Raw genomic sequence first — 22,825 nt, 5'->3', positions numbered from 1 at the left:
CCTGGATGGCTATCACCGCGGGTGATCACATAGGGTGAAAAGAAAAACGGGAGGTTCGGCGTGTTCGTTGAACGTGCGCCACTTGTCGACTTAGTGTCTCGTTCCAAAGGGACTTCGCTCCCAAGGAACACGGATACAAGTAACCCTAAACTTCAACGTTAGGGTTCGGGTCGGCATTACGGACCGTCCCATCGGCATCAGTCGGCGTCCACAAAGAATGTGAGGCGGCGACACGTAACTCGAGGCGAGAGGCCTTCGACGTGGCAGCACCGCAGAACTACCTCGCAGTCATCAAGGTCGTCGGCATCGGCGGCGGTGGCGTGAACGCCATCAACCGGATGATCGAGGTCGGGCTCAAGGGCGTCGAGTTCATCGCGATCAACACCGATGCGCAGGCGTTGCTGATGAGCGACGCCGACGTCAAGCTCGACGTCGGCCGCGAAATGACCCGCGGACTCGGCGCCGGCGCCAACCCGGACGTCGGCCGCAAGGCGTCCGAGGACCACCGCGAGGAGATCGAGGAGGTCCTCAAGGGGGCCGACATGGTCTTCGTGACCGCGGGCGAGGGCGGCGGCACCGGCACCGGCGGCGCCCCGGTCGTCGCCAACATCGCCCGTTCGCTGGGCGCCCTGACGATCGGTGTGGTCACCCGGCCGTTCACCTTCGAGGGCCGTCGGCGGGCCAACCAGGCCGAGGACGGCATCGCCAGCCTCCGCGAAGAGGTCGACACCCTCATCGTCATCCCCAACGACCGCCTGCTGTCCATCTCGGACCGCCAGGTGAGCGTGCTGGATGCGTTCAAGTCGGCCGACCAGGTGCTGCTCTCCGGTGTCCAGGGCATCACCGACCTGATCACCACGCCCGGCCTGATCAACCTCGACTTCGCCGATGTCAAGTCCGTGATGTCGGAGGCCGGTTCGGCGCTCATGGGCATCGGCTCGGCGCGCGGCGACGACCGTGCGGTGGCCGCCGCGGAGATGGCGATCTCCTCGCCGCTCCTGGAGGCGTCCATCGACGGTGCCCGCGGTGTGCTGCTCTCCATCTCCGGCGGCTCGGACCTCGGCCTCTTCGAGATCAACGAGGCCGCGCAGCTGGTCAGCGAGGCGGCCCACCCCGAGGCGAACATCATCTTCGGCGCGGTCATCGACGACGCGCTCGGCGACGAGGTGCGCGTCACCGTCATCGCCGCGGGCTTCGACGGCGGTCAGCCGCCGGCCCGCCGCGACACGGTCATCGGCTCCTCCTCCACCAAGCGCGAGGACCCGGCCCCGGCCCCGAGCCGTCCGGCCGCCCCGCCCGAGCCGCGGTCGTCGTCCTTCGGCGGACTGGGCGCGGTGCCGGTACGGGACGAGGGGTCGGCCCCGGCCGAGACCTCCTCGCTGGGCGACGTCCTGTCCTCGAAGCCCATCACCCCGCAGGTGCCCCCGGCCCGTCCGTACTCGGACACCGCGGCCGAGGAGCTGGACGTCCCCGACTTCCTGAAGTAGCCGAAGCACAGCAGTGATAAAGCAACAGCGGTACGCGAGCGGCGCGCACTTCGCCTTCACCGACAGGTGGGGCGGGGTGAGCGCCGCTCCGTACGATCAGCTCAATCTTGGTGGCGCGGTCGGCGACGACCCCGCGGCCGTCCGCGAGAACCGCGCCCGCGCCGCCCGGGAACTCGGCCTCGCGCCGGAGTCCGTGGTCTGGATGAACCAGGTGCACGGCAAGGACGTCGCGGTGGTCGACGGGCCGTGGTGCGACGGCGACATCCCGTGTGTGGACGCGGTGGTGACCACCCGTCGGGGCCTGGCCCTCGCGGTGCTCACCGCCGACTGCACCCCCGTACTCCTCGCCGACCCGGTCGCCGGGATCACCGGCGCCGCGCATGCCGGGCGGCCCGGGATGGTGGCCGGTGTGGTGCCCGAAACGGTCCGCGCCATGACCGAACGGGGCGCGCGGGCCGACCGGATCGTCGCCCACACCGGACCGTCCGTGTGCGGCCGCTGCTACGAAGTGCCCGCCGCGATGCGGGACGAGGTCGCGGCGGTGGTACCCGAGGCATGGGCGACCACCTCCTGGGGCACCCCGGCGGTGGACGTCACCGCGGGCGTCGCGGCCCAACTCGCCGCCGCCGGCGTACCGGTCCGTGAAGATTCCCACATCTGCACCATGGAATCGGCGGACCACTTCTCCTATCGGCGCGACCGCACCACCGGGCGGCTCGCGAGCTACGTATGGCTGGACGGCGCGTTGTGACGGACCGCAAGACGGAACTGGCCGCCAATCTGGCGCGGGTCGAGGAGCGCATCGCGGCCGCGTGTGCCGCCGCCGGGCGTCGGCGTGACGAGGTCACGCTGATCGTGGTCACCAAGACCTACCCGGCGAGCGATGTGCGGCTGCTCGCCGAACTCGGCGTGCGTCAGGTCGCGGAGAACCGCGATCAGGACGCGGCACCCAAAGCCGTCGAATGCGCCGATCTGCCCCTTACTTGGCACTTCGTCGGTCAATTGCAGACCAACAAGGTCCGCTCCGTCGCCGGGTACGCCGGGCTCGTGCAGTCCGTCGACCGCGCCCGTCTGGTCACCGCGCTTTCCAAGGAAGCGGTGCGCGCGGAGCGGGAGATGGGGTGCCTGATCCAGGTGGCGCTGGACGCCGAGGCGGGGGAGCGGGGCGACCGCGGCGGGGTGGCGCCCGACGGTGTCGCGGCGCTCGCGGAGGCGATCGACAGCGCCCAAGGGCTGCGCCTGGACGGTGTGATGACGGTCGCACCGCTGGCGGGGCCGTACGAGGGGCGCCAGCGGGCCGCGTTCGAGCGGCTCAGGGAAATCTCAACCGACCTGCGCGCCGCTTATCCTGCTGCCACCATGGTGTCGGCAGGCATGAGTGCGGACTTGGAGGACGCCGTGGCGGCCGGAGCGACACATGTGCGCGTCGGCACTGCGGTACTCGGAGTCCGTCCACGCCTCGGGTAACGTCGCCAAGCAAGTCGGACCACAGCACAAAATATGGTCATTCCCGTAAAAAAAGGGGACAGGCCGAGTGGATCCAGGGCGCCCGGTGACGGAGCCGATCCACCACAGAGCGGAGGACGCAGAGAATGGCCGGCGCGATGCGCAAGATGGCGGTCTACCTCGGCCTCGTGGAGGACGATGGGTACGACGGCCGGGGGTTCGACCCCGATGACGAGTTCGAGCCCGAGCTCGACCCGGAGCCCGACCGCGGACGGCGGCAGCAGCAGCAAGTGCAGCCGGAGACACGCCCGGAGCGGGAGGAGCCGGTCAGATCCGTTCAGCCGCCCGCGCAGCGTGAGCCCACTCCGCTGCCCGTGGAAAGCGGACGACCCGCCCGAATCGCCCCCGTGGCATCCATCACACCCGACCGTCCGAATCTGGAGAAGAACGCACCGGTGATCATGCCCAAAGTTGTGTCCGAGCGGGAGCCTTACCGCATCACCACACTGCACCCCCGGACCTACAACGAAGCCCGTACCATCGGGGAACACTTCCGTGAGGGCACTCCGGTGATCATGAACCTCACGGAGATGGACGACACCGACGCGAAGCGACTTGTCGACTTTGCCGCCGGGCTGGTCTTCGGTCTGCACGGCAGCATCGAGCGCGTGACGCAGAAGGTGTTCCTGTTGTCGCCTGCTAACGTCGATGTCACGGCGGAGGACAAGGCCCGTATCGCAGAGGGTGGGTTCTTCAACCAGAGCTGAGACGCAACACCGGGCACACCGAGGCCGCGAGGCCGACACGAGGGATCAGGGGAGAGGGGCGCGCGAAGATGAGTGTCTTTGGGCAGGTGATCTACATCGCGCTGTACTGCTTCCTGATCGTGTTGATCTTCCGGCTGGTGATGGACTACGTGTTCCAGTTCGCCCGTTCATGGCAACCCGGCAAGGCGATGGTCGTCATTCTCGAAGCCGCTTACACCATCACTGATCCGCCACTCAAGCTTCTGCGGCGGGTCATCCCGCCGCTGCGTCTCGGGGGCGTGGCGCTTGACCTGTCCTTCTTCGTATTGATGATCATCGTATACATCCTGATCACCGTCGTGAGGTCGGTGTTGTTGGTGTGAACGATACGGTCTTGCCGATTGCCGACGACTACGTTGAGGTGAAGTAGAGATGCCGTTGACCCCCGAGGACGTGCGGAACAAGCAGTTCACAACCGTCCGCCTCCGAGAAGGCTATGACGAGGACGAGGTCGATGCCTTCCTCGACGAGGTGGAGGGCGAACTGACCCGCCTGCTGCGGGAGAACGAGGATCTGCGCGCGAAGCTGGCCGCCGCCACGCGGGCCGCCGCGCAGAACCAGCAGCAGGGTCTGCGCAAGGGACCCGACCAGCAGGAGCAGCAGCAGCGCGGAGGAGCACCGGTGCCCGCCGCCATATCGGGTCCGCAGCCGGTCGCGCCGCAGCAGCAGGGGATGGGTGGCCCTCCCCAGCTTCCCGGCGGTGCACCTCAGCTGCCCGCAGGTCCCGGCGGACACGGCCCGCAGGCCGGTCCGCACGGCCCCGGCCCGATGGGCCCCGGCGGTCCGATGGGTGGCGGCCCCATGGGCGGCGGCCCCATGGGCGGCCCCGGCGGTCCGCAGCAGCTGCCCCAGGGCGGGCAGCAGCAGAGCGGTCCCGGCGGTGACAGCGCGGCGCGCGTGCTGTCGCTGGCGCAGCAGACCGCCGACCAGGCGATCGCGGAGGCCCGTTCCGAGGCCAACAAGATTGTCGGCGAGGCGCGTTCGCGCGCCGAGGGCCTGGAGCGCGACGCCCGCGCCAAGGCCGACGCGCTGGAGCGGGACGCGCAGGAGAAGCACCGCGTCGCGATGGGCTCCCTGGAGTCCGCCCGCGCCACGCTGGAGCGCAAGGTCGAGGACCTGCGCGGCTTCGAGCGCGAGTACCGCACCCGCCTGAAGTCGTACCTGGAGAGCCAGCTGCGTCAGCTGGAGAACCAGGCGGACGACTCGCTGGCCCCGCCGCGGACCCCGGCGACCGCGTCGCTGCCGCCGTCGCCCTCGATGGCGTCGGCCGGTGCGGGCTCCATGGGCGGTGGCAACCACACCATGGGCGGCGGTCAGTCGATGGGCAGCCACAACGGCAGCTCCGGCGGCGGCCCTTCGTACGGCGGCCAGCAGCAGATGGCGCCCGCGATGACGCAGCCGATGGCTCCGGTGCGGCCGCAGAGCCCGCAGCCGATGGGGCAGGCGCCGTCGCCGATGCGCGGCTTCCTCATCGACGAGGACGACAACTGACGTAGACCGGCGCACCGCGTCGCACACGTTCGGCAATCAGGGCCGGGCCCCGAGGGACATGTTCCCCCGGGGCCCGGCCCTTTTGTGTGCACGGGGCGCGGGGCCTGTGGGGGGGAGCGGGCGGCGGCCCCGAGAAGGGCTTCCCCGGGAGGGCCCCGGCCCCGGCCCGCCTCCAGTGGATGCGCCGTGAACCCGGCTCATCCGAGGCCCCGTCAGCCGGGGTGTGCGTGCCGTCCCCCGTTCGTGCGGCGCTCTTTCGGGGGGCGGTGGCCCGGGGTGGCGCGGCGACGCCGGGCGGGAAATCGCACCGGGCCCCCGGCACACGCGAGGTGCGCCGGGGGCCCGGTGACGTACTGACATACGGCGGCGGTGCCGCCGGGGGTGCTACGCCTTGCGGAGGCGGAAGGAGAGACCCAGGGGCTCGTCCGTGAACAGCTCGCCGTAGCCGCCGGCGTCGTCGGCCGCATCCTGTTCGTGGGTGAAGGCGGTGGCCAGCACCTCGTCGGAGATCAGCGGGGCGTGCTCGGCCAGGGCTGTCCGGAGGTCCGCGTCGGCGGTCTCCCAGCGCAGGGCGATCCGGTCGGCGACGTCCAGACCGCTGTTCTTGCGCGCCTCCTGGATGAGGCGGATCGCGTCGCGGGCCAGACCGGCGCGGCGCAGCTCCGGGGTGATCTCCAGGTCCAGGGCGACAGTCGCACCGGCGTCGGACGCCACCGACCAGCCCTCGCGCGGGGTTTCGGTGATGATCACCTCGTCCGGGGCGAGGGTGACGGTCTCGCCGTCAACCTCTACCGAGGCCTCGCCGTCGCGCAGCGCCAGCGAGAGCGCCGCGGCGTCGGCGGCGGCGATGGCCTTGGCGACCGCCTGGACGCCCTTGCCGAACCGCTTGCCCAGCGCGCGGAAGTTGGCCTTGGCGGAGGTGTCGACCAGCGAACCGCCCATGTCGGAGAGGGCGGCGAGCGAGGAGACGTTCAACTCCTCGGCGATCTGGGCACGCAGGTCCGCGGAGAGACCGGCGAAGCCGTGCGCCGCGACCAGCGCGCGGGACAGCGGCTGACGGGTCTTCACACCGGACTCGGCGCGGGTGGCCCGGCCCAGCTCGACCAGCCGGCGCACCAGCTGCATCTGCACGGACAGCTCCGGGTCGATCAGCCCCGGGTCGGCGAGCGGCCAGGACGACAGGTGCACGGAGTCCGGCGCCTGCGGGGTGACCGGCACGACGAGGTCCTGCCAGACCCGCTCGGTGATGAACGGCGTGAGCGGCGCCATCAGCCGCGTGACCGTCTCGACCACCTCGTGCAGGGTGCGCAGCGCGGCCGGGTCGCCCTGCCAGAAGCGGCGGCGGGAGCGGCGCACGTACCAGTTGGAGAGGTCGTCGACGAAGGGGGACAGCAGCTTTCCGGCGCGCTGGGTGTCGTACGCCTCCAGCGCCTCGGTGACGCCCTCGACGAGGGTGTTCAGCTCGCCGAGCAGCCAGCGGTCGAGCAGCGGGCGGTCGGCCGGGGCCGGGTCGGCGGCGGAGGGCGCCCAGTTCGACGTCCGGGCGTAGAGCGCCTGGAAGGCGACGGTGTTCCAGTACGTCAGCAGGGTCTTGCGGACGACTTCCTGGATGGTGGCGTGGCCCACCCGGCGGGCGGACCAGGGCGAGCCGCCGGCCGCCATGAACCAGCGGACCGCGTCGGCGCCGTGCTGGTCCATCAGCGGGATCGGCTGGAGGATGTTGCCCAGGTGCTTGGACATCTTCCGGCCGTCCTCGGCGAGGATGTGGCCCAGGCAGACGACGTTCTCGTACGACGACTTGTCGAAGACGAGGGTGCCGACGGCCATCAGCGTGTAGAACCAGCCGCGGGTCTGGTCGATGGCCTCGGAGATGAACTGCGCCGGGTACCGCTTCTCGAAGAGTTCCTTGTTGCGGTACGGGTAGCCCCACTGCGCGAACGGCATCGAACCCGAGTCGTACCAGGCGTCGATGACCTCGGGCACGCGGGTGGCGGTGAGCGCGCAGCCCTCCTGGGTGCAGCCGAAGGTGACCGCGTCGATGAACGGGCGGTGCGGGTCCAGGCCCGACTGGTCGGTGCCGGTCAGCTCGGTCAGCTCGGCGAGCGAGCCGACGCAGGTGAGGTGGCCCTCCTCGCAGCGCCAGATGGGCAGCGGGGTGCCCCAGTAGCGGTTGCGGCTCAGCGCCCAGTCGATGTTGTTCTGCAGCCAGTCGCCGAACCGGCCGTGCTTCACGGAGTCCGGGAACCAGTTGGTGTTCTCGTTCTCGCGGAGCAGGGCGTCCTTGACGGCGGTGGTGCGGATGTACCAGGACGGCTGCGCGTAGTAGAGCAGCGCGGTGTGGCAGCGCCAGCAGTGCGGGTAGCTGTGCTCGTAGGCGAGGTGGCGGAAGAGCAGACCGCGGGCGTCGAGGTCGGCGACGAGCGCCTCGTCGGCCTTCTTGAAGAACTCGCCGCCGACGAGCGGCAGTTCCTCCGCGAAGGTGCCGTCCGGACGGACCGGGTTCACCACCGGCAGGCCGTAGCTCTTGCAGACCTTGAGGTCGTCCTCACCGAAGGCCGGGGCCTGGTGGACGAGGCCGGTGCCGTCCTCGGTGGTGACGTACTCGGCGTTGACGACGAAGTTGGCGCCCTCCAGCTCGACGAGGTCGAACGGGCGGCGGTAGGCCCAGCGCTCCATCTCGCGGCCGGTGAACGACTCGCCGGTGGCGCTCCAGCCCTCGCCGAGCGCCTTCTCCCGCAGCGGTTCGGCGACGACCACCTTCTCGTGGCCGTCGGTGGCGACGACGTAGGTGACGTCCGGGTGGGCGGCGACCGCGGTGTTGGAGACCAGCGTCCAGGGCGTGGTCGTCCAGATGAGGAGCGCGGCGTCACCGGCGAGCGGGCCGGAGGTCAGCGGCAGCCGGACGTAGACGGACGGGTCGACGACCGTTTCGTAGCCCTGCGCCAGCTCGTGGTCGGACAGGCCGGTGCCGCAGCGGGGGCACCAGGGGGCGACGCGGTGGTCCTCGGCCAGCAGGCCCTTGGAGAAGATCTCCTTCAGGGACCACCACACCGACTCGATGTAGTCGGGGTCCATGGTGCGGTACGGGGCGTCGAGGTCGGTCCAGTACCCCATGCGGGTCGTCAGCTCGGCGAAGGCGTCGGTGTGCCGGGTCACCGACTCGCGGCACCTGGCGTTGAACTCGGCGATGCCGTACGCCTCGATGTCCTTCTTGCCGTTGAAGCCCAGTTCCTTCTCGACGGCCAGCTCGACGGGGAGGCCGTGGCAGTCCCAGCCGGCCTTGCGGTCGACGTGGTAGCCCTGCATCGTGCGGAAGCGGGGGAAGACGTCCTTGAAGACGCGGGCCTCGATGTGGTGGGCGCCGGGCATGCCGTTGGCGGTCGGCGGGCCCTCGTAGAAGACCCATTCGGGTCGGCCCTCGGACTGCTGGAGGGTGCGGGCGAAGACCTTCTGCTCCTGCCAGAAATCGAGCACGGCGTGCTCCAAGGCGGGTAGGTCGACCTGCGCGGGCACCTGGCGGTACTGCGGCTGCTCACTCATCGGGTTCCTCCGGCGGACACCTGCTGCGTTCTCCGTCCGGAGGGACGAGAGCGCTGCTCCCGCGGTACCACCCTCCTTGGCGGTGGGCCTGCCACCGCCCCCTCATTGGGGTCGCGCTGCCGGTTCTACTCACCCGGGACGCTGCACGGGCTTTCTTCCGGCGGCTCCGGGGTGATCTTCACGTCGCGCACGCCTCCGGGCTCCCACCGTCCCCGGATCGCTGCTGGCTGCCTACGACGCTACTCGTCCCATCGACGCCTGTCGCTGCGCCCAGTGTACGGGGCGACGGGGAGGGTGCCGACCGGGATTTCGGGCGGGGCCCGGCTCCGGAACCCACCCGAACGCGGGCGGGGACGGCGGGCGGTCGGCCCCGTGGTCGGCCGGGTGCGGTGGGGCGGAACCGGGGGCAGAGCGGGGGTATGGACGGTGCGTCCCATTGCCGCACCTCGTGCGGCGATTTATCGTTCCCGTCACGATTCGCGAACTAAATCACATATGTGAAGGGGTCGCGGCCATGGTGGCGAAGAAGTCCGCCGCGAAGAAGAGCACGACGCCCGCCGAAGAGCCCGGTGCGGCCCGTCCGGCCGCTCCACAGGAGGCCGGGGCGACCGCTTCCGGGACCCAGGAGAAGCAGGGCCCGGCCCGGAAGGCCGCGGCGAAGAAGGCCGCGGTCGAGAAGGCCCCGGCCAAGAAGGCGGCGGCGAGGAAGAGCACGGCGCGGAAGACGGCCGCGGCGAAGGCCCCGGCGAAGAAGGCGACCGCCGCGAAGGCGACGGCGAGGAAGACGGGAGCCAAGAAGGTGGCGAAGAAGACCGCGGCCGCGGCGCACGGCACGGACCCGGCGGTACCCGCGGCGCTCATGGCCGCCGCCCCCGACGACCTGGCCGTACGGCCGGGCGAGGACCCCTGGACGCCGGAGGAGGTCGACGAGGCGCGGGCCGGGCTCCTGAGCGAGGCGGAGCGGCTGCGGACCGAGATCGCTGCCTCCGAGGACGCCATCGCGGGGCTGATGCGCGACTCCGGGGACGGTGCGGGCGACGACGAGGCGGACACCGGCACCAAGAACATCACCCGCGAGCACGAGCTGGCGCTGGCCTCCAACGCCCGCGAGATGCTGCTCCAGACCGAACGCGCCCTGGGCCGCCTGGACGCGGGCACGTACGGCCTCTGCGAGAACTGCGGCAACCCGATCGGCAAGGCCCGGATGCAGGCGTTCCCCCGGGCCACGCTCTGCGTGGAGTGCAAACAGAAACAGGAGCGGCGGGGCTGAGGGGGCGCGGGGGCGGGCGGCGTCCCTTACGGGGCGCGCGCGGGGGTGGGGTGCGCCGTCCGGCCCCGGGTGCTCCGGGCCGCATGCGTCCTGACCGCCATCCCGCCCGGGCCACCCGACGCCGTGCCCCGCCGCGGTCCGCCCGGTGCCCGGGCCTGCCCCGGGCGCCCCGCCCCGCGGGCGCCTGTCGCCCGGTGCCCCCGGCCCGGCCGGTCCTCGGGGTGGGTGTCGTACCCTCGTTCCTCAGCCAGGCGTGGTCTGGCGGGGACGCTACGGGCTGAGGGACGCACACAGTGGCAGAGGCGGAGCGCATCACCGGTACGCCGGAATCCGGAGCGGGTTCCGGGGCGGAATCCGACGCGGGCTCGGAGGGGGGACGTCCGGCGGAGCCGGAGCGGGGCGAGAGCCGCGGCAAGCGGCGGATCCCGGCCCTGCTGCTGGTCGCGCTCGTCGCGTACCTGCTGGACCTGGGCAGCAAGCTGCTGGTGGTCGCGAAGCTGGAGCACCACGCGCCGGTCGAGGTCATCGGGACGCTGCTCCAGTTCGAGGTGATCCGCAACCGCGGCGCGGCGTTCAGCATGGGGGAGGCGCTGACGGTCTTCCTCACGATCATCGCGGCGACGGTGATCGTGGTGATCTTCCGGATCGCGCGCAAGCTCTACAGCCTGCCGTGGGCCATCGCGCTGGGGCTGCTGCTCGGCGGCGCCTTCGGCAACCTCACCGACCGGCTCTTTCGTTCGCCGGGCGTCTTCGAGGGCGCGGTGGTCGACTTCATCGCCCCGGCGCACTTCGCGGTCTTCAACCTCGCCGACTCCGCGATCGTCTGCGGCGGCATCCTGATCGTGATCCTTTCCTTCCGGGGCCTGGACCCGGACGGCACGCTCCACAAGGACTGATCCGCCTCCGCGGGCGGGCCCCGGCGCCCGCCGTCGGCCGCCGGGCGGGTCACCCCGGGCGGACTGCCATACTCGTGGGGTGAGCACGCTTCCCGATATCCGCACCCTGCCCGTACCGGACGGCCTGGAGGGCGAGCGCGTCGACGCCGCGCTGGCCCGCATGTTCGGCTTCTCCCGTACGAAGGCCGCCGAGCTGGCGGCCGCCGGCAAGGTCCGGGTCGACGGCTCCGAGGTGATGAAGTCCGAGCGGGTGCACGGCGGCGCCTGGCTGGAGGTCGAGATGCCGCAGGCGGCGGCGCCGGTCGAGATCGTCGCCGAGCCCGTCGAGGGCATGGAGATCGTCCATGACGACGACGACATCGTGGTGATCGTCAAGCCCGTCGGTGTCGCCGCGCACCCCAGCCCCGGCTGGACCGGCACCACCGTCATCGGCGGTCTGGCCGCCGCCGGCTACCGCATCTCCACCTCCGGCGCCGCCGAGCGCCAGGGCATCGTGCACCGCCTCGACGTCGGCACCTCGGGGCTGATGGTCGTCGCCAAGTCCGAGCGCGCCTACACCCTGCTCAAGCAGCAGTTCCGGGAGCGTACGGTCGACAAGCGCTACCACGCGCTGGTGCAGGGCCACCCCGACCCGATGAGCGGCACCATCGACGCCCCCATCGGCCGCCACCCGCAGCACGACTACAAGTGGGCGGTGACCGCCGAGGGCAAGGCGTCGGTCACCCACTACGACCTCATCGAGGCGTACCGCGCCGCCAGCCTCCTCGACATCAAGCTGGAGACCGGGCGCACCCACCAGATCCGGGTGCACATGTCCGCCCACCGCCACCCCTGCGTCGGCGACCTGACGTACGGCGCGGACCCGACGATGGCCAAGCGGCTCGGGCTGACCCGGCAGTGGCTGCACGCGATGCGGCTCGGGTTCGCGCACCCGTCGGACGGCCGCTGGGTGGAGTTCGAGAGCGCCTATCCCGAGGATCTGCAACGGGCGCTGGACACCGTGCGGGACGAGAGTTCCTGACGGTCCGACGGACGCCGGGCCCGGCCAGCAGCGGAACGTGACGGTCCGCTTTCTGTCCGGACATGGCAGGCTTGGGGCGAAAAGTGATCGGTTTCGACCCCGGAGCGTAACCCCGTGGACCAGCTCGCCCTGCTGTTCGTGCTTCTCCTGGGGGCAGTGGTCACGGTCCCCCTCGGTGACCGGCTGGGCCTGCCCTCGCCGGTGCTGATGACGCTGGCCGGTGGTGTCCTCGCGCTCCTGCCGTTCGTCCCCAATGTGGACATCCCGCCGGAGTACATCCTCCCGCTGGTGCTGCCGCCGCTGCTCTACGCGGCGGTGCAGCGCACGTCCTGGCGGCAGTTCACGGCGAACATCCGCCCGATCTTCCTGCTCGCCGTCGCGCTGGTCTTCGCCACCACCGCGGCGGTCGCGGCGGTCGCCCAGGCCGTGGTGCCGGGTATGCCGCTGGCCGCCGCCGTGGTGCTCGGCGCGCTCGTCGCCCCGCCCGACCCGGTCGCCGCGACCGCGGTCGCCGGCAAGCTGGGGCTGCCCCGCCGCATGGTCTCCATCCTGGAGGGCGAGGGCCTGTTCAACGATGTCACCGCGATCGTCCTCTACCACGTCGCCCTCGCCGCGGCCGTCAGCGGCACCTTCTCCGCGCCGGGAGCGGTCAGCTCCCTGGTGCTCTCCGCCGTCGTCGCCCTCGCCGTCGGCCTGGTCATCGGCTGGGTCGCCAACAAGCTGATGGGCATACTCGGCGACCCGACGCTGCAGATCGGCCTGACGCTGCTGGTGCCGTTCGTCGGCTACGTCCTCGCCGAGGAGTTCCACGGCTCCGGCGTCCTGGCCGTGCTGACCTGCGCGCTCTTCCTCGCCGAGTACGCGGTCGACGCCGACGACGTGATGGGCCGCCTCGCCGGTTACACCTTCTGGGAGATCGTCGACACCCTCGTCACCGGCGTCGCCTTCGGGCTGATCGGCCTGGAGATGCACAACGTCGTCGGCGCCGCGTCCGGCCACTGGACCGAACTGCTGCGGGCCGGTGCCGCCGTCGTCGCGGTGGTCGTCGTCGTCCGGCTGGTGTGGCTGCTGCCCGCCGCCTGGCTGGCGAAGCGGATGCACAAGCGCCGCGACTACGACGAGGACATCCCGATGTCGTGGCGGGAGACGCTCATCATGTGGTGGTCGGGGATGCGCGGGGTGGCGTCGGTGGCGCTGGCGCTGGCCATCCCGTACACCGTCGACGGCGGCGGGGACTTCCCGGCGCGTGAGGAGATCCTCTTCATCGCCTTCGCGGTGGTGCTCACCACCCTCATCGTGCAGGGCCTGACGCTGCCGTGGCTGGTGCGGAAGCTGCGGGTGAAGGCCGACACGGAGGCCGAGGACGAGCTGGAGCGGGCGCTGGCGCTCCGCGTCATCAAGGCGTCCAAGCACCGCCTCAAGGAGATCCTGGAGGTCGAGGAGCTGCCCGAGGAGGTCACCGAGCAGCTGGCCCGCCGCGCGTACGACATCGGGGCGCGCATCGCGCCGGACATCGTCGACGACGACCGGCGCGAACACTTCGAGAAGCGCATCACCCGCATGAAGAAGGTGCAGCGCATCCAGAACGAGATGCTGTCCGCCGCGCGCCACGAGGTGCTCGCCGCCCGCAACGAACCGGGCGCCGACCCGGAGATCGTCGACCGGGTGCTGCGCCAGCTCGACATACGCAGCCTGCGCAGCACGCCGGAGGTGCACGAATGATCCCCGCGGGGCCCGGTCCGGTGGCGGGCCGGGCCCCGAGAGGTCAGTGCTCCTCGGGGGTGCGCTGCCGAACCGGCCCCAGGGGCCGGTCGGCGGGGGCCGCCGCGGTGGTGATCCGCGGCAGCGCGTAGGGGTGTTCGGCCGCCAGCCAGGCGATCAGCCGCTCGCGGACCCGGCAGCGCACCTGCCACAGCGCGTCCGAGTCGCGGGCGGTGACCAGTGCGCGGACCACCAGCGTCGACGGCGTGGTGTCCGTGACCAGCAGGCTCCAGGCGCGGCCGTCCCACTCCGGGCACTCCTGGAGGATCCGGTGCAGCTGCTCGCGCATCTCCTCCAGCGGCGCGGTGTGGTCGAGGTGGAGGAAGACCGTGCCGGTCAGCTGGGCACCGCCGCGCGACCAGTTCTCGAACGGCGTGCCGGTGAAGTACGACACCGGCATGGTGATCCGCCGCTCGTCCCAGGTCCGCACGGTCAGGAACGTCAGGGTGATCTCCTCGATCGTGCCCATCTCGCCGTTGACCACGACCGTGTCACCGATGCGCACCATGTCGCCGAAGGCGATCTGGAGTCCGGCGAAGAGATTGCCCAGCGTGGACTGGGCGGCGACACCGGCGACGATGCCCAGCAGCCCGGCCGAGGCCAGTACGGAGGTGCCGACCGTCCGCATCGCCGGGAAGGTCAGCAGCATCGCCGCGGCCGCCACGATGATCACGATCGCGCTGACCACTCGCTGGATCAGCGTGATCTGCGTCCGTACCCGCCGCACCCGCGCCGCGTCGTGCGCGTTGGCGGCGTACCGCGAGTACGACGACTGGACGATGGCCGCCGCGGCGCGCACCGTCAGCCACGCCGACGCCGCGATCAGCACCAGCGTCAGCGCCCGGCCGATGCCCACCTTGTGGTCGCGCACCAGGTCCAGCCCGGTCGCGTCGTACGAACCGCGCAGCAGTGCCGCGCACAGCAGCACCTGCAACGGGATCCGGCAGCGCCGCAGCGCGCCCCACAGCGGGGTCTCCGGGTGGGCGGCGTCGATCCGGCGCAGTACGCGGTCGGCGAGCCAGCCCAGGACGGCCGTGACGACGACCGAACCGCCGATGACGCTCAGCGGGCGCAGTACGTCCTCCAGGGACACGTCGCAATTCCTCCTCGGCTTCGGGGTGCCCGTCCGCCGTACCCCGGGGTCGGCGTACGGCATCAGGGCACGGTACGGCACTCGGCGCGGGGCGGCTGTGACGGGGATCGCGGCGCGGCCTGGCAGGATGGGGGGCTGCGATCCGACCACAAGGATGTGATGTACGTGCCGGCCACCACCGAGCCCGCGACCAGCGGTTCCTCGACGATTGTGCTGTTCCATTCGGTGTGTGGGCTGCGCCCCGCGGTGCATGCGGCCGCCGACCGGCTGCGGGCCGCGGGCCATGAGGTGATCGTCCCGGATCTGTTCGACGGGCGGACCGCGGACTCCGTCGGTGACGGCATGGAGATCAAGGAGGAGATCGGCAAGGAGACGCTGCTGCGGCGCGCGGTGACGGCGGCGGCGCCGCACGCCGACCGCGGTCTGGTCTACGCCGGTTTCTCCTTCGGCGGCGCGGTGGCGCAGAATCTGGCGCTCGCCGACGAGAAGGCCCGCGGGCTGCTGCTGATGCACGGCACCTCGGACATCGCCGAGGACGCCGAGGCCGACGACCTGCCGGTCCAGCTGCATGTCGCGGACCCGGATCCGTTCGAGCCGCACGACTGGCTGACCGCCTGGTACCTCCAGATGCAGCGGGCCGGGGCCGACGTCGAGGTCTTCCGCTACCCGGGCGCCGGCCACCTCTTCACCGACCCGGACCTGCCCGACCACGACCCGGAGGCGGCGGAGAGCGCCTGGCGGACGGCGCTGGGGTTCCTGGCGTCGCTCTGAGATGAGCGGGACGGTCCCCGGGGCGACGTGCAGGATGCCGTCGAGGTTGTCCGAGGTGACGGACGCAGGGCGGCGGTGGCAGCCGCGGCCGTCACGGCGGTACGCGCGAGAGCTGGTCGTGATCGGTCGCGGCCGCTCACCCCACTGACCGGTACGCGCGGCGGGGAGCCTCCGGACGCGCCCGAATCGGAAATTCTTTCGCCCGCTGCCTGGCGGACACCTGCTGCGCTCGCTCAGCGCGCGCTCGGGTCCTTCTCCCCCTTGGCGATGCCGGGCGCGCCACCCGGGGCGCCGCTGTCCTTGCCGCCGCTGGGGTCCTTCTCGCCCTTGGCGATGCCGGGGCCGCCCTTCGCCGGGCCGAACTCCTTGTCGATCATCTTCTTGAAGTTGGCGTCGGCGAGCTGGTTGTACTGCTCCCGCGTCATCCGCTGCTGCGGCACCGGCGGCAGCACCAGCTTCTTGTCGCCGTGCAGGAAGGTCGGGGTGCCCTTGACGCCCTTGCGGCCGAACTGCGCGGTCATGTCCATCGCCCAGCGGTCGTAGGTGCCCTTCTTGACCGCCTGCTCGAAGCCCTTGTTGTGCGCCAGCTCCGGCACCTCGGACGCGATCTTGAGGAGGACGGAGTCCTTGGCGAACGCGTCGTCCTGCTCCTCCGGGTGGTTCTTCAGCGAGTAGAGCGCCGACTTGTACGTGAGGAACGCCTCCGGGCCGACGTTCAGGGCCGCGCCGAGCGCGCTGAGCGCGTTCTTGGAGCCCTCACCGTCCTGGGCGCCGTCGAGGAAGGTGTACATCGTGAAGCGGACCTTGTAGCGCCCGTCGTCGATGTCCTTGATCAGGGAGGCGCCGGAGGACTGCTCGAACGATGCGCACATCGGGCAGCGCAGGTCCTCGAAGACCTCCAGGGTCTCCTTGGCGCTCTTGTCGCCGATCAGGATCTCGGTGCCGTTCTTGCCCTGGGTGTGCGCCGGAGTGACCGACTCGGCCTCCTTGGCGGCTTCCCACCCGGTCGGCTCGGTCGCCTTCACCACGGCGAACCCGGCGCCGCCCGCGACGACCAGCACGCCCGCCACGACGGCGGCGACGGTCAGTTGGCGGCGTACCCGGTCCTTCTTCTTCTGCCGCTCCCGCTCGGCGCGGATCCGCTCACGGGCGGCCGACGGGGCCTTCTGGCTGGTGCCGTTGCTCATCTGTGTCCCGATCCCTCGGTGCTGCGACTGGCAGTTGCGTCGACGGCGTACGCACCGGACGGCGGCGGGCCGCGGTGCGGGGGACGGCGAATCAGCAGGAGGGTGGGGGGCATGCCGGGAGTCTGCCATGTCCACGGCAGACTCCCGAGTCAAGATTTGGCATCGGGCGACGGGCGCGGACCCGCCGCCCGGCGCCTTACTTCACGCCCTTGTCGATGAAGGAGTTGAAGGACTCCGGGGTGGTCGGGGCGACCTTGCTCGGGCCGCTGTCGATGCCGATCACCTTGCCGTCGAGCTTGAGCGTCGGGGTGTTCTTGACGTCGTCGTGCGAGTTGAACTCGACGGACATCTCCAGCGCCCAGCGGTCGAAGACGCCCGACTTCACGCCCTTCTCGAAGTCCTTGTTGCCCTTCAGCGCGGGCACGGTGTCGGCGACCTTGAGCAGGTAGGCGTCGTCGGCGAACTTGTCCGGACCCATCTCGTCCGGGTGGAACTCCTTGGAGAACAGGGCTTCCTTGTACTTCAGGAACGCGTCCGGGCTGACGTTCAGCGCCGAGCCCAGGGCGCTCAGCGCATTCTTGGAGCCGGTGCCCTTGAGGTTGGCGTCCAGGAAGGTCGCCAGATGGAACTGGGCCTTGTACTTGCCGTCCTTGATGTCCTTCCGGACGGTCTCGCCGACGTTCTGCTCGAAGTTGGCGCAGCCGGGGCAGCGCGGGTCCTCGAACAGCTCCAGGGTGTGCTTGGCGTCCGCCTTGCCGATGACGAGGGTGGTGCCCTTGTCGCCGGAGGTGTGCGCGGGCTTGACCAGCTTGGCCTTGGCCGCCTTGGCCCACGCCTTGTTGTCGCCGGCCATGTCGTTCACGGTGGCGGTGGCGCCGGAGCCGCCGTCGCCGCCGGACTTGGCGACCATCACGCCGATGCCGCCGGCGATCGCCAGCACCGCGACGATCGCGCCGCTGACGGTCAGCTGCCGCCGCGTCTTGTCCTTCTTCGCCTGCCGCTCCCGCTCGGCACGCAGCCGCTCGCGCGCCGCCTGCTTGTTGACCTGGTTGTTGCGGTTGCTCATGAGATGTCTCCGTGGAAATCCGTGGGAAGGGTGCGGTGCGTACGGGCGCGTACGCACCCGGGGCGGGCGGTACGCGCGCTGCGGCCCCGTAAGGGCTCAGGCAGCGAGCACGCAGGGCGGTCCACGGCGGACGACGGAGTGCACCAGCAGCGGCGGACGGTGCGCGGACGGGCCGTCGGCACCGCGCCGGACGGCCGGGCGCTCCGGGGCGGGCACCCGCACGGCCATCGCGACGGCGGCCAGCAGCGGCCGGAACGCGAAGTGGGCGACCGCGCCGAGCAGCTGCGCCAGCGCCGCCTCGCCGCGGCGCAGCCAGGCGGCGGCCAGCAGCCCGACGAGCAGATGCGCGACGAGCAGCAGCCAGCCGGCCACGGCGGGGACGGCGAGCAGCGGCCCGGCGCCGCGCCCGGAGAACTGGGCCAGCGGCGTGCCGACGTCACCGCCGCCGCAGAGCAGATCGATGCCCAGGGTGTGCAGCGGACCGGTCACCGGGCCGCCGGACAGGCCGTAGCAGGCGTGCTGGCCGTAGCTGAAGACCGCGTCGGCGGCCAGCTCCAGCGGCAGCAGCAGGGCGGCGATCCGCCCGAAGCCCCGCTCCCGCCCGGCCAGCGCGTAGGCGATTGCGAAGACCCCGGCCGAGACGACGGCGACGGTGGTCAGGGGCAGCGGCATCCGGGTCAACAGCACATGGGACGCCGCGGACAGCGTCACGCACAGCGCTGTGAAAAGCGCCGCACGCACCGCCCGCAGGTGTGCCGCCGAGATGTCCATTGCCAGCGAGTGTGCCATGAACCCGCGCGGGTGTTCCCCGAGGGTGCGGGGCCGGCGCCGTCCCCGTCGGCCCGGGGCCGGTTTCCGCAGCGTGCGCCCGGCTTCCGGGGCCGTTCCCGTGGTGCGCCGACGGCCGTCGGGGCCGGTGCGCCGCGGCCGTCCCGCGGGGCGTCCGCCACCCGCCCGCGAGGGCCGCGGGGCGTTCGCGGAGGCCCGCGTTCCGGGTCGCGGCGGAGCTCCGTTGTCGGTGCCGGGTCGTAGACTTCGAAGCTGCCCACACCATTCGCGGTGCGGCGTCCCGGACGCCGTCCGTCCCCTTGCCGTGCCCTCGTCCGCCGCCCTTCTCCGGAGGTCTCCCGCCGTGGCCAAGCCGCCTTTCACGCACCTGCACGTCCACACCCAGTACTCGCTGCTGGACGGTGCCGCGCGGCTCAAGGACATGTTCGCCGCGTGCAACGAGATGGGCATGACGCACATCGCCATGTCCGACCACGGCAACCTCCACGGCGCGTACGACTTCTTCCACTCCGCGCAGAAGGCCGGGGTCACCCCGATCATCGGCATCGAGGCGTATGTCGCCCCCGAGTCGCGGCGGCTCAAGCGCAAGGTGCAGTGGGGCCAGCCGCACCAGAAGCGCGACGACGTCTCCGGTTCCGGTGGTTACACCCACAAGACCATCTGGGCGGCGAACAAGACCGGTCTGCACAACCTCTTCCGCCTCTCCTCGGACGCCTACGCCGAGGGCTGGCTGCAGAAGTGGCCGCGGATGGACAAGGAGACCATCGCCCAGTGGTCCGAGGGCCTGATCGCCTCCACCGGCTGCCCCTCCGGTGAGCTCCAGACCCGCCTGCGGCTGGGCCAGTACGACGAGGCCCGTAAGGCGGCCGGTGAGTACCAGGACATCTTCGGCAAGGAGCGGTACTTCCTGGAGCTGATGGACCACGGCATCGACATCGAGCGCCGGGTCCGCGAGGACCTCCTCAAGATCGGCAAAGAGGTCGGCATCCCGCCGCTGGTCACCAACGACTCGCACTACACCTACGCGCACGAGGCCACCGCCCACGACGCGCTGCTGTGCATCCAGACCGGCAAGAACCTCTCGGACCCCGACCGCTTCCGCTTCGACGGCACCGGCTACTACCTCAAGACCACCGACGAGATGTACGCCATCGACTCCTCGGACGCCTGGCAGGAGGGCTGCCGCAACACCCTCCTGGTCGCCCAGCAGATCGACACCGACGGGATGTTCGAGAAGCGCGACCTGATGCCGAAGTTCGACATCCCCGAGGGCTACACCGAGGTCACCTGGTTCCAGGAGGAGGTCCGGGTCGGCATGGACCGCCGCTTCCCCGGCGGCGTCCCCGACGACCGCCAGAAGCAGGTCGAGTACGAGATGGACATCATCATCCAGATGGGGTTCCCGGGGTACTTCCTCGTCGTCGCCGACTTCATCATGTGGGCGAAGAACAACGGCATCGCGGTGGGCCCCGGCCGTGGCTCCGCGGCCGGTTCGATCGTCGCGTACGCCATGGGCATCACCGACCTCGACCCGATCGAGCACGGCCTGATCTTCGAGCGGTTCCTCAACCCCGAGCGCGTCTCCATGCCCGACGTCGACATCGACTTCGACGAGCGCAGGCGCGTCGAGGTGATCCGGTACGTCACGGAGAAGTACGGCGCCGACAAGGTCGCCATGATCGGCACCTACGGCAAGATCAAGGCGAAGAACGCCATCAAGGACTCCGCCCGCGTCCTCGGCTACCCGTACGCGATGGGCGACCGTCTCACCAAGGCGATGCCCGCCGACGTCCTCGGCAAGGGCATCGACCTCTCCGGCATCACCGACCCCAAGCACCCCCGCTACAGCGAGGCGGGCGAGATCCGCTCGATGTACGAGAACGAGCCGGACGTCAAGAAGGTCATCGACACCGCCAAGGGCGTCGAGGGCCTGGTCCGGCAGATGGGTGTGCACGCGGCGGGCGTGATCATGTCCAGCGAGCCGATCGTCGACCACGCCCCGGTCTGGGTGCGCCACACCGACGGCGTGACCATCACGCAGTGGGACTACCCCCAGTGCGAGTCGCTGGGCCTGCTGAAGATGGACTTCCTCGGCCTGCGCAACCTCACCATCATGGACGACGCCGTGAAGATGGTGGAGGCCAACAAGGGCATCAAGCTGGACCTCCTGGAGATCCCGCTGGACGACCCCAAGACGTACGAACTCCTCTGCCGCGGTGACACGCTCGGCGTCTTCCAGTTCGACGGCGGTCCGATGCGGTCGCTGCTGCGCCAGATGCAGCCCGACAACTTCGAGGACATTTCCGCCGTCTCGGCCCTGTACCGCCCGGGCCCGATGGGCATGAACTCCCACACCAACTACGCCGAGCGCAAGAACGGCCGCCAGGAGATCACCCCGATCCACCCTGAGCTGGAGGAGCCGCTCAAGGAGGTCCTGGGCCTGACCTACGGCCTCATCGTGTACCAGGAGCAGGTGCAGAAGGCCGCCCAGATCGTCGCCGGGTACTCGCTCGGCGAGGCCGACATCCTCCGCCGCGTCATGGGCAAGAAGAAGCCCGAGGAGCTGGAGAAGAACTTCGTCCTCTTCCAGGCGGGCGCCAAGAAGAACGGCTTCAGCGACCAGGCGATCCAGGCGCTGTGGGACGTCCTGGTCCCGTTCGCCGGCTACGCCTTCAACAAGGCGCACTCCTCCGCGTACGGCCTGGTCACCTACTGGACCGCCTACCTCAAGGCCAACTACCCGGCCGAGTACATGTCCGGGCTGCTCACCTCCGTGCGCGACGACAAGGACAAGTCGGCGGTCTATCTGAACGAATGCCGCCGCATGGGCATCAAGGTGCTCCCGCCGAACGTCAACGAATCGCTGGCCAACTTCGCGGCCCAGGGCGACGACGTGATCCTCTTCGGCCTCACCGCGGTCCGTAACGTCGGCCAGAACGTCGTCGATTCGATCATCCGCTGCCGCAAGGCCAAGGGGAAATACGCCTCGTTCCCCGATTACCTCGACAAGGTCGACGCGGTCGTCTGCAACAAGCGCACCACCGAATCGCTGATCAAGGCTGGCGCGTTCGACGAGATGGGGCACACCCGTAAGGGCCTCACCGCGCAGTACGAGCCGATGATCGACAACGTCGTGCAGGTCAAGCGCAAGGAGGCCGAGGGACAGTTCGACCTCTTCGGCGGCATGGGCGACTCCGCCGACGGGGCTTCCGACGGCCCCGGTTTCGGCCTCGACGTCGAGTTCTCCGACGTGGAGTGGGACAAGACGTACCTCCTCGCCCAGGAGCGCGAGATGCTGGGCCTGTACGTCTCCGACCACCCGCTGTTCGGCCTCGAACACGTCCTGTCGGACAAGGCGGACGCCGCCATCGCCCAGCTGACCGGTGGCGACTACTCCGACGGCTCGATCGTGACCATCGGCGGCATCATCTCGGGCCTCCAGCGCAAGATGACCAAGCAGGGCAACGCCTGGGCCATCGCCACCGTCGAGGACCTGGCGGGCTCCCTGGACTGCATGTTCTTCCCCGCCACCTACCAGCTGGTCTCCACTCAGCTCGTCGAGGACGCGGTGGTCTTCGTCAAGGGACGGCTGGACAAGCGCGAGGACGTGCCCCGGCTGGTCGCCATGGAGATGATGGTCCCCGACCTCTCGGAGGCGGGCGCCAACGCCCCCGTGACGATCACCATCCCGACGCTGAAGGTCACCCCGCCGCTGGTCGAGAAGCTCGGCGAGGTGCTGACCAGCCACCGCGGCTCCACCGAGGTGCGGATCAAGCTCCAGGGCACCCGCAAGACCACGGTCCTCCGCCTCGACCGGCACCGCGTCACGCCCGACCCGTCGCTCTTCGGCGACCTGAAGGTGCTGCTCGGCCCGTCCTGCCTGGCCGGCTGAGCACCTCCGGACACCCGAGGGGCGCGCCCGGTGCGGGCGCGCCCCTCAACTTCTCCACGGCGTACGTCCGTTGGAACGTCGCCGACGGCGGTGTCAGCTGCGTCAGTTGTGCCCGAAGCGCCGCTGGTGCTTGCGCGCGACGTCCGCCGGGCTGCCCTGCGCCGACTGCTGCGACTGCTGGATCGCCTCGATCGTCGACTTCCGGGCGTCCTCGCGGCCCTGGGCCGGGCCGCCCTGCTGCTGCTTACTTCGGTCCTTCTTGTGCTTGGCCATGACCGTGCCTCCTGAGGGGGATCCTGTGATCGGGCC

18 protein-coding genes are annotated in these 22,825 nt (G+C 70.6%); 12 read left to right on the top strand and 6 right to left on the bottom strand.

Annotation, left to right across the window (positions count from 1 at the left end; translation table 11 throughout):
- Positions 1–260: 260 nt before the first annotated feature.
- The 6 genes from ftsZ to OG422_RS07405 all read left to right on the top strand — a co-directional run bounded on the left by ftsZ (position 261) and on the right by OG422_RS07405 (position 5,230).
- Positions 261–1,487: a cell division protein FtsZ gene (ftsZ, locus tag OG422_RS07430; RefSeq protein WP_405741111.1), complete on the top strand. Its 1,227-nt coding sequence runs from the start codon at positions 261–263 to the stop codon at positions 1,485–1,487.
- 13 nt (positions 1,488–1,500) lie between these two features.
- Positions 1,501–2,238 (top strand): peptidoglycan editing factor PgeF, encoded by a 738-nt coding sequence (gene pgeF / locus OG422_RS07425; RefSeq protein WP_405741108.1) that lies wholly within the window; start codon positions 1,501–1,503, stop codon positions 2,236–2,238.
- The gene (locus OG422_RS07420; RefSeq protein ID WP_405741105.1) at positions 2,235–2,954 is read left to right on the top strand and encodes a YggS family pyridoxal phosphate-dependent enzyme; all 720 of its coding nucleotides are present in this window, start codon (positions 2,235–2,237) and stop codon (positions 2,952–2,954) included. Before pgeF ends, OG422_RS07420 begins: the two co-directional genes overlap by 4 nt.
- 125 nt (positions 2,955–3,079) lie before the next feature.
- Positions 3,080–3,700, top strand: a complete 621-nt coding sequence (locus OG422_RS07415; RefSeq protein WP_143941697.1) for a cell division protein SepF — start codon at positions 3,080–3,082, stop codon at positions 3,698–3,700.
- Positions 3,701–3,768: 68 nt separating this feature from the next.
- Positions 3,769–4,062 carry a YggT family protein gene (locus tag OG422_RS07410; protein ID WP_405741102.1) on the top strand — a complete coding sequence of 98 codons (294 nt, stop codon included), beginning with the start codon at positions 3,769–3,771 and terminating at the stop codon, positions 4,060–4,062.
- A gap of 49 nt (positions 4,063–4,111) precedes the next feature.
- Positions 4,112–5,230 carry a DivIVA domain-containing protein gene (locus OG422_RS07405; RefSeq protein ID WP_405741100.1) on the top strand — a complete coding sequence of 373 codons (1,119 nt, stop codon included), beginning with the start codon at positions 4,112–4,114 and terminating at the stop codon, positions 5,228–5,230.
- Positions 5,231–5,614: 384 nt separating this feature from the next.
- Here the strand turns inward: OG422_RS07405 and ileS are convergent, their stop codons facing one another.
- Positions 5,615–8,770 (bottom strand): isoleucine--tRNA ligase, encoded by a 3,156-nt coding sequence (gene ileS / locus OG422_RS07400; protein ID WP_405741097.1) that lies wholly within the window; start codon positions 8,768–8,770, stop codon positions 5,615–5,617.
- 514 nt (positions 8,771–9,284) lie between these two features.
- On the opposite strand from ileS, the gene OG422_RS07395 reads away from it, so the two are divergent.
- From OG422_RS07395 to OG422_RS07380, 4 genes are all read left to right on the top strand, one after another.
- Entirely contained in the window at positions 9,285–10,040 is a 756-nt protein-coding gene (locus tag OG422_RS07395) for a TraR/DksA family transcriptional regulator (RefSeq protein WP_405741094.1), read from the top strand.
- A 293-nt stretch (positions 10,041–10,333) separates the two neighbouring features.
- Entirely contained in the window at positions 10,334–10,936 is a 603-nt protein-coding gene (gene lspA / locus OG422_RS07390; protein WP_143941082.1) for a signal peptidase II, read from the top strand.
- A gap of 79 nt (positions 10,937–11,015) precedes the next feature.
- Complete coding sequence (locus OG422_RS07385) at positions 11,016–11,957, top strand: RluA family pseudouridine synthase (protein ID WP_143941081.1); 942 nt, start codon at positions 11,016–11,018, stop codon at positions 11,955–11,957.
- A 114-nt stretch (positions 11,958–12,071) separates the two neighbouring features.
- Complete coding sequence (locus OG422_RS07380) at positions 12,072–13,679, top strand: Na+/H+ antiporter (RefSeq protein WP_405741089.1); 1,608 nt, start codon at positions 12,072–12,074, stop codon at positions 13,677–13,679.
- A gap of 43 nt (positions 13,680–13,722) precedes the next feature.
- Here OG422_RS07380 and OG422_RS07375 read toward each other — a convergent pair whose 3' ends face one another.
- Positions 13,723–14,805, bottom strand: coding sequence for a mechanosensitive ion channel family protein (locus tag OG422_RS07375; RefSeq protein WP_143941083.1), 1,083 nt, complete (start codon positions 14,803–14,805; stop codon positions 13,723–13,725).
- A gap of 165 nt (positions 14,806–14,970) precedes the next feature.
- Here OG422_RS07375 and OG422_RS07370 point away from each other — a divergent pair, with 165 nt between their 5' ends.
- Complete coding sequence (locus OG422_RS07370) at positions 14,971–15,582, top strand: dienelactone hydrolase family protein (protein WP_185993954.1); 612 nt, start codon at positions 14,971–14,973, stop codon at positions 15,580–15,582.
- Between the two features lie 233 nt (positions 15,583–15,815).
- On the opposite strand, the gene OG422_RS07365 is transcribed toward OG422_RS07370, so the two are convergent.
- The 3 genes from OG422_RS07365 to OG422_RS07355 form a co-directional block, all read right to left on the bottom strand.
- Entirely contained in the window at positions 15,816–16,769 is a 954-nt protein-coding gene (locus OG422_RS07365) for a thioredoxin domain-containing protein (protein ID WP_405741086.1), read from the bottom strand.
- A 196-nt stretch (positions 16,770–16,965) separates the two neighbouring features.
- Positions 16,966–17,835 carry a thioredoxin domain-containing protein gene (locus tag OG422_RS07360; RefSeq protein ID WP_405741083.1) on the bottom strand — a complete coding sequence of 290 codons (870 nt, stop codon included), beginning with the start codon at positions 17,833–17,835 and terminating at the stop codon, positions 16,966–16,968.
- A gap of 96 nt (positions 17,836–17,931) precedes the next feature.
- Positions 17,932–18,606, bottom strand: coding sequence for a hypothetical protein (locus tag OG422_RS07355; protein ID WP_405741080.1), 675 nt, complete (start codon positions 18,604–18,606; stop codon positions 17,932–17,934).
- A gap of 361 nt (positions 18,607–18,967) precedes the next feature.
- Between OG422_RS07355 and dnaE the strand changes: the two genes are divergently transcribed.
- Entirely contained in the window at positions 18,968–22,516 is a 3,549-nt protein-coding gene (dnaE, locus tag OG422_RS07350) for a DNA polymerase III subunit alpha (protein ID WP_405741077.1), read from the top strand.
- A gap of 102 nt (positions 22,517–22,618) precedes the next feature.
- On the opposite strand, the gene OG422_RS07345 is transcribed toward dnaE, so the two are convergent.
- Complete coding sequence (locus OG422_RS07345) at positions 22,619–22,789, bottom strand: hypothetical protein (protein ID WP_405741074.1); 171 nt, start codon at positions 22,787–22,789, stop codon at positions 22,619–22,621.
- Between the last annotated feature and the right edge of the window lie 36 nt (positions 22,790–22,825).

Source organism: Streptomyces sp. NBC_01525 (assembly GCF_045040405.1).
GTDB classification, from domain to species: domain Bacteria; phylum Actinomycetota; class Actinomycetes; order Streptomycetales; family Streptomycetaceae; genus Streptomyces; species Streptomyces benahoarensis.
The sequence above is the reverse complement of the archived record's forward strand: the minus strand, read 5'-3'. Positions and strand labels throughout refer to the sequence as shown.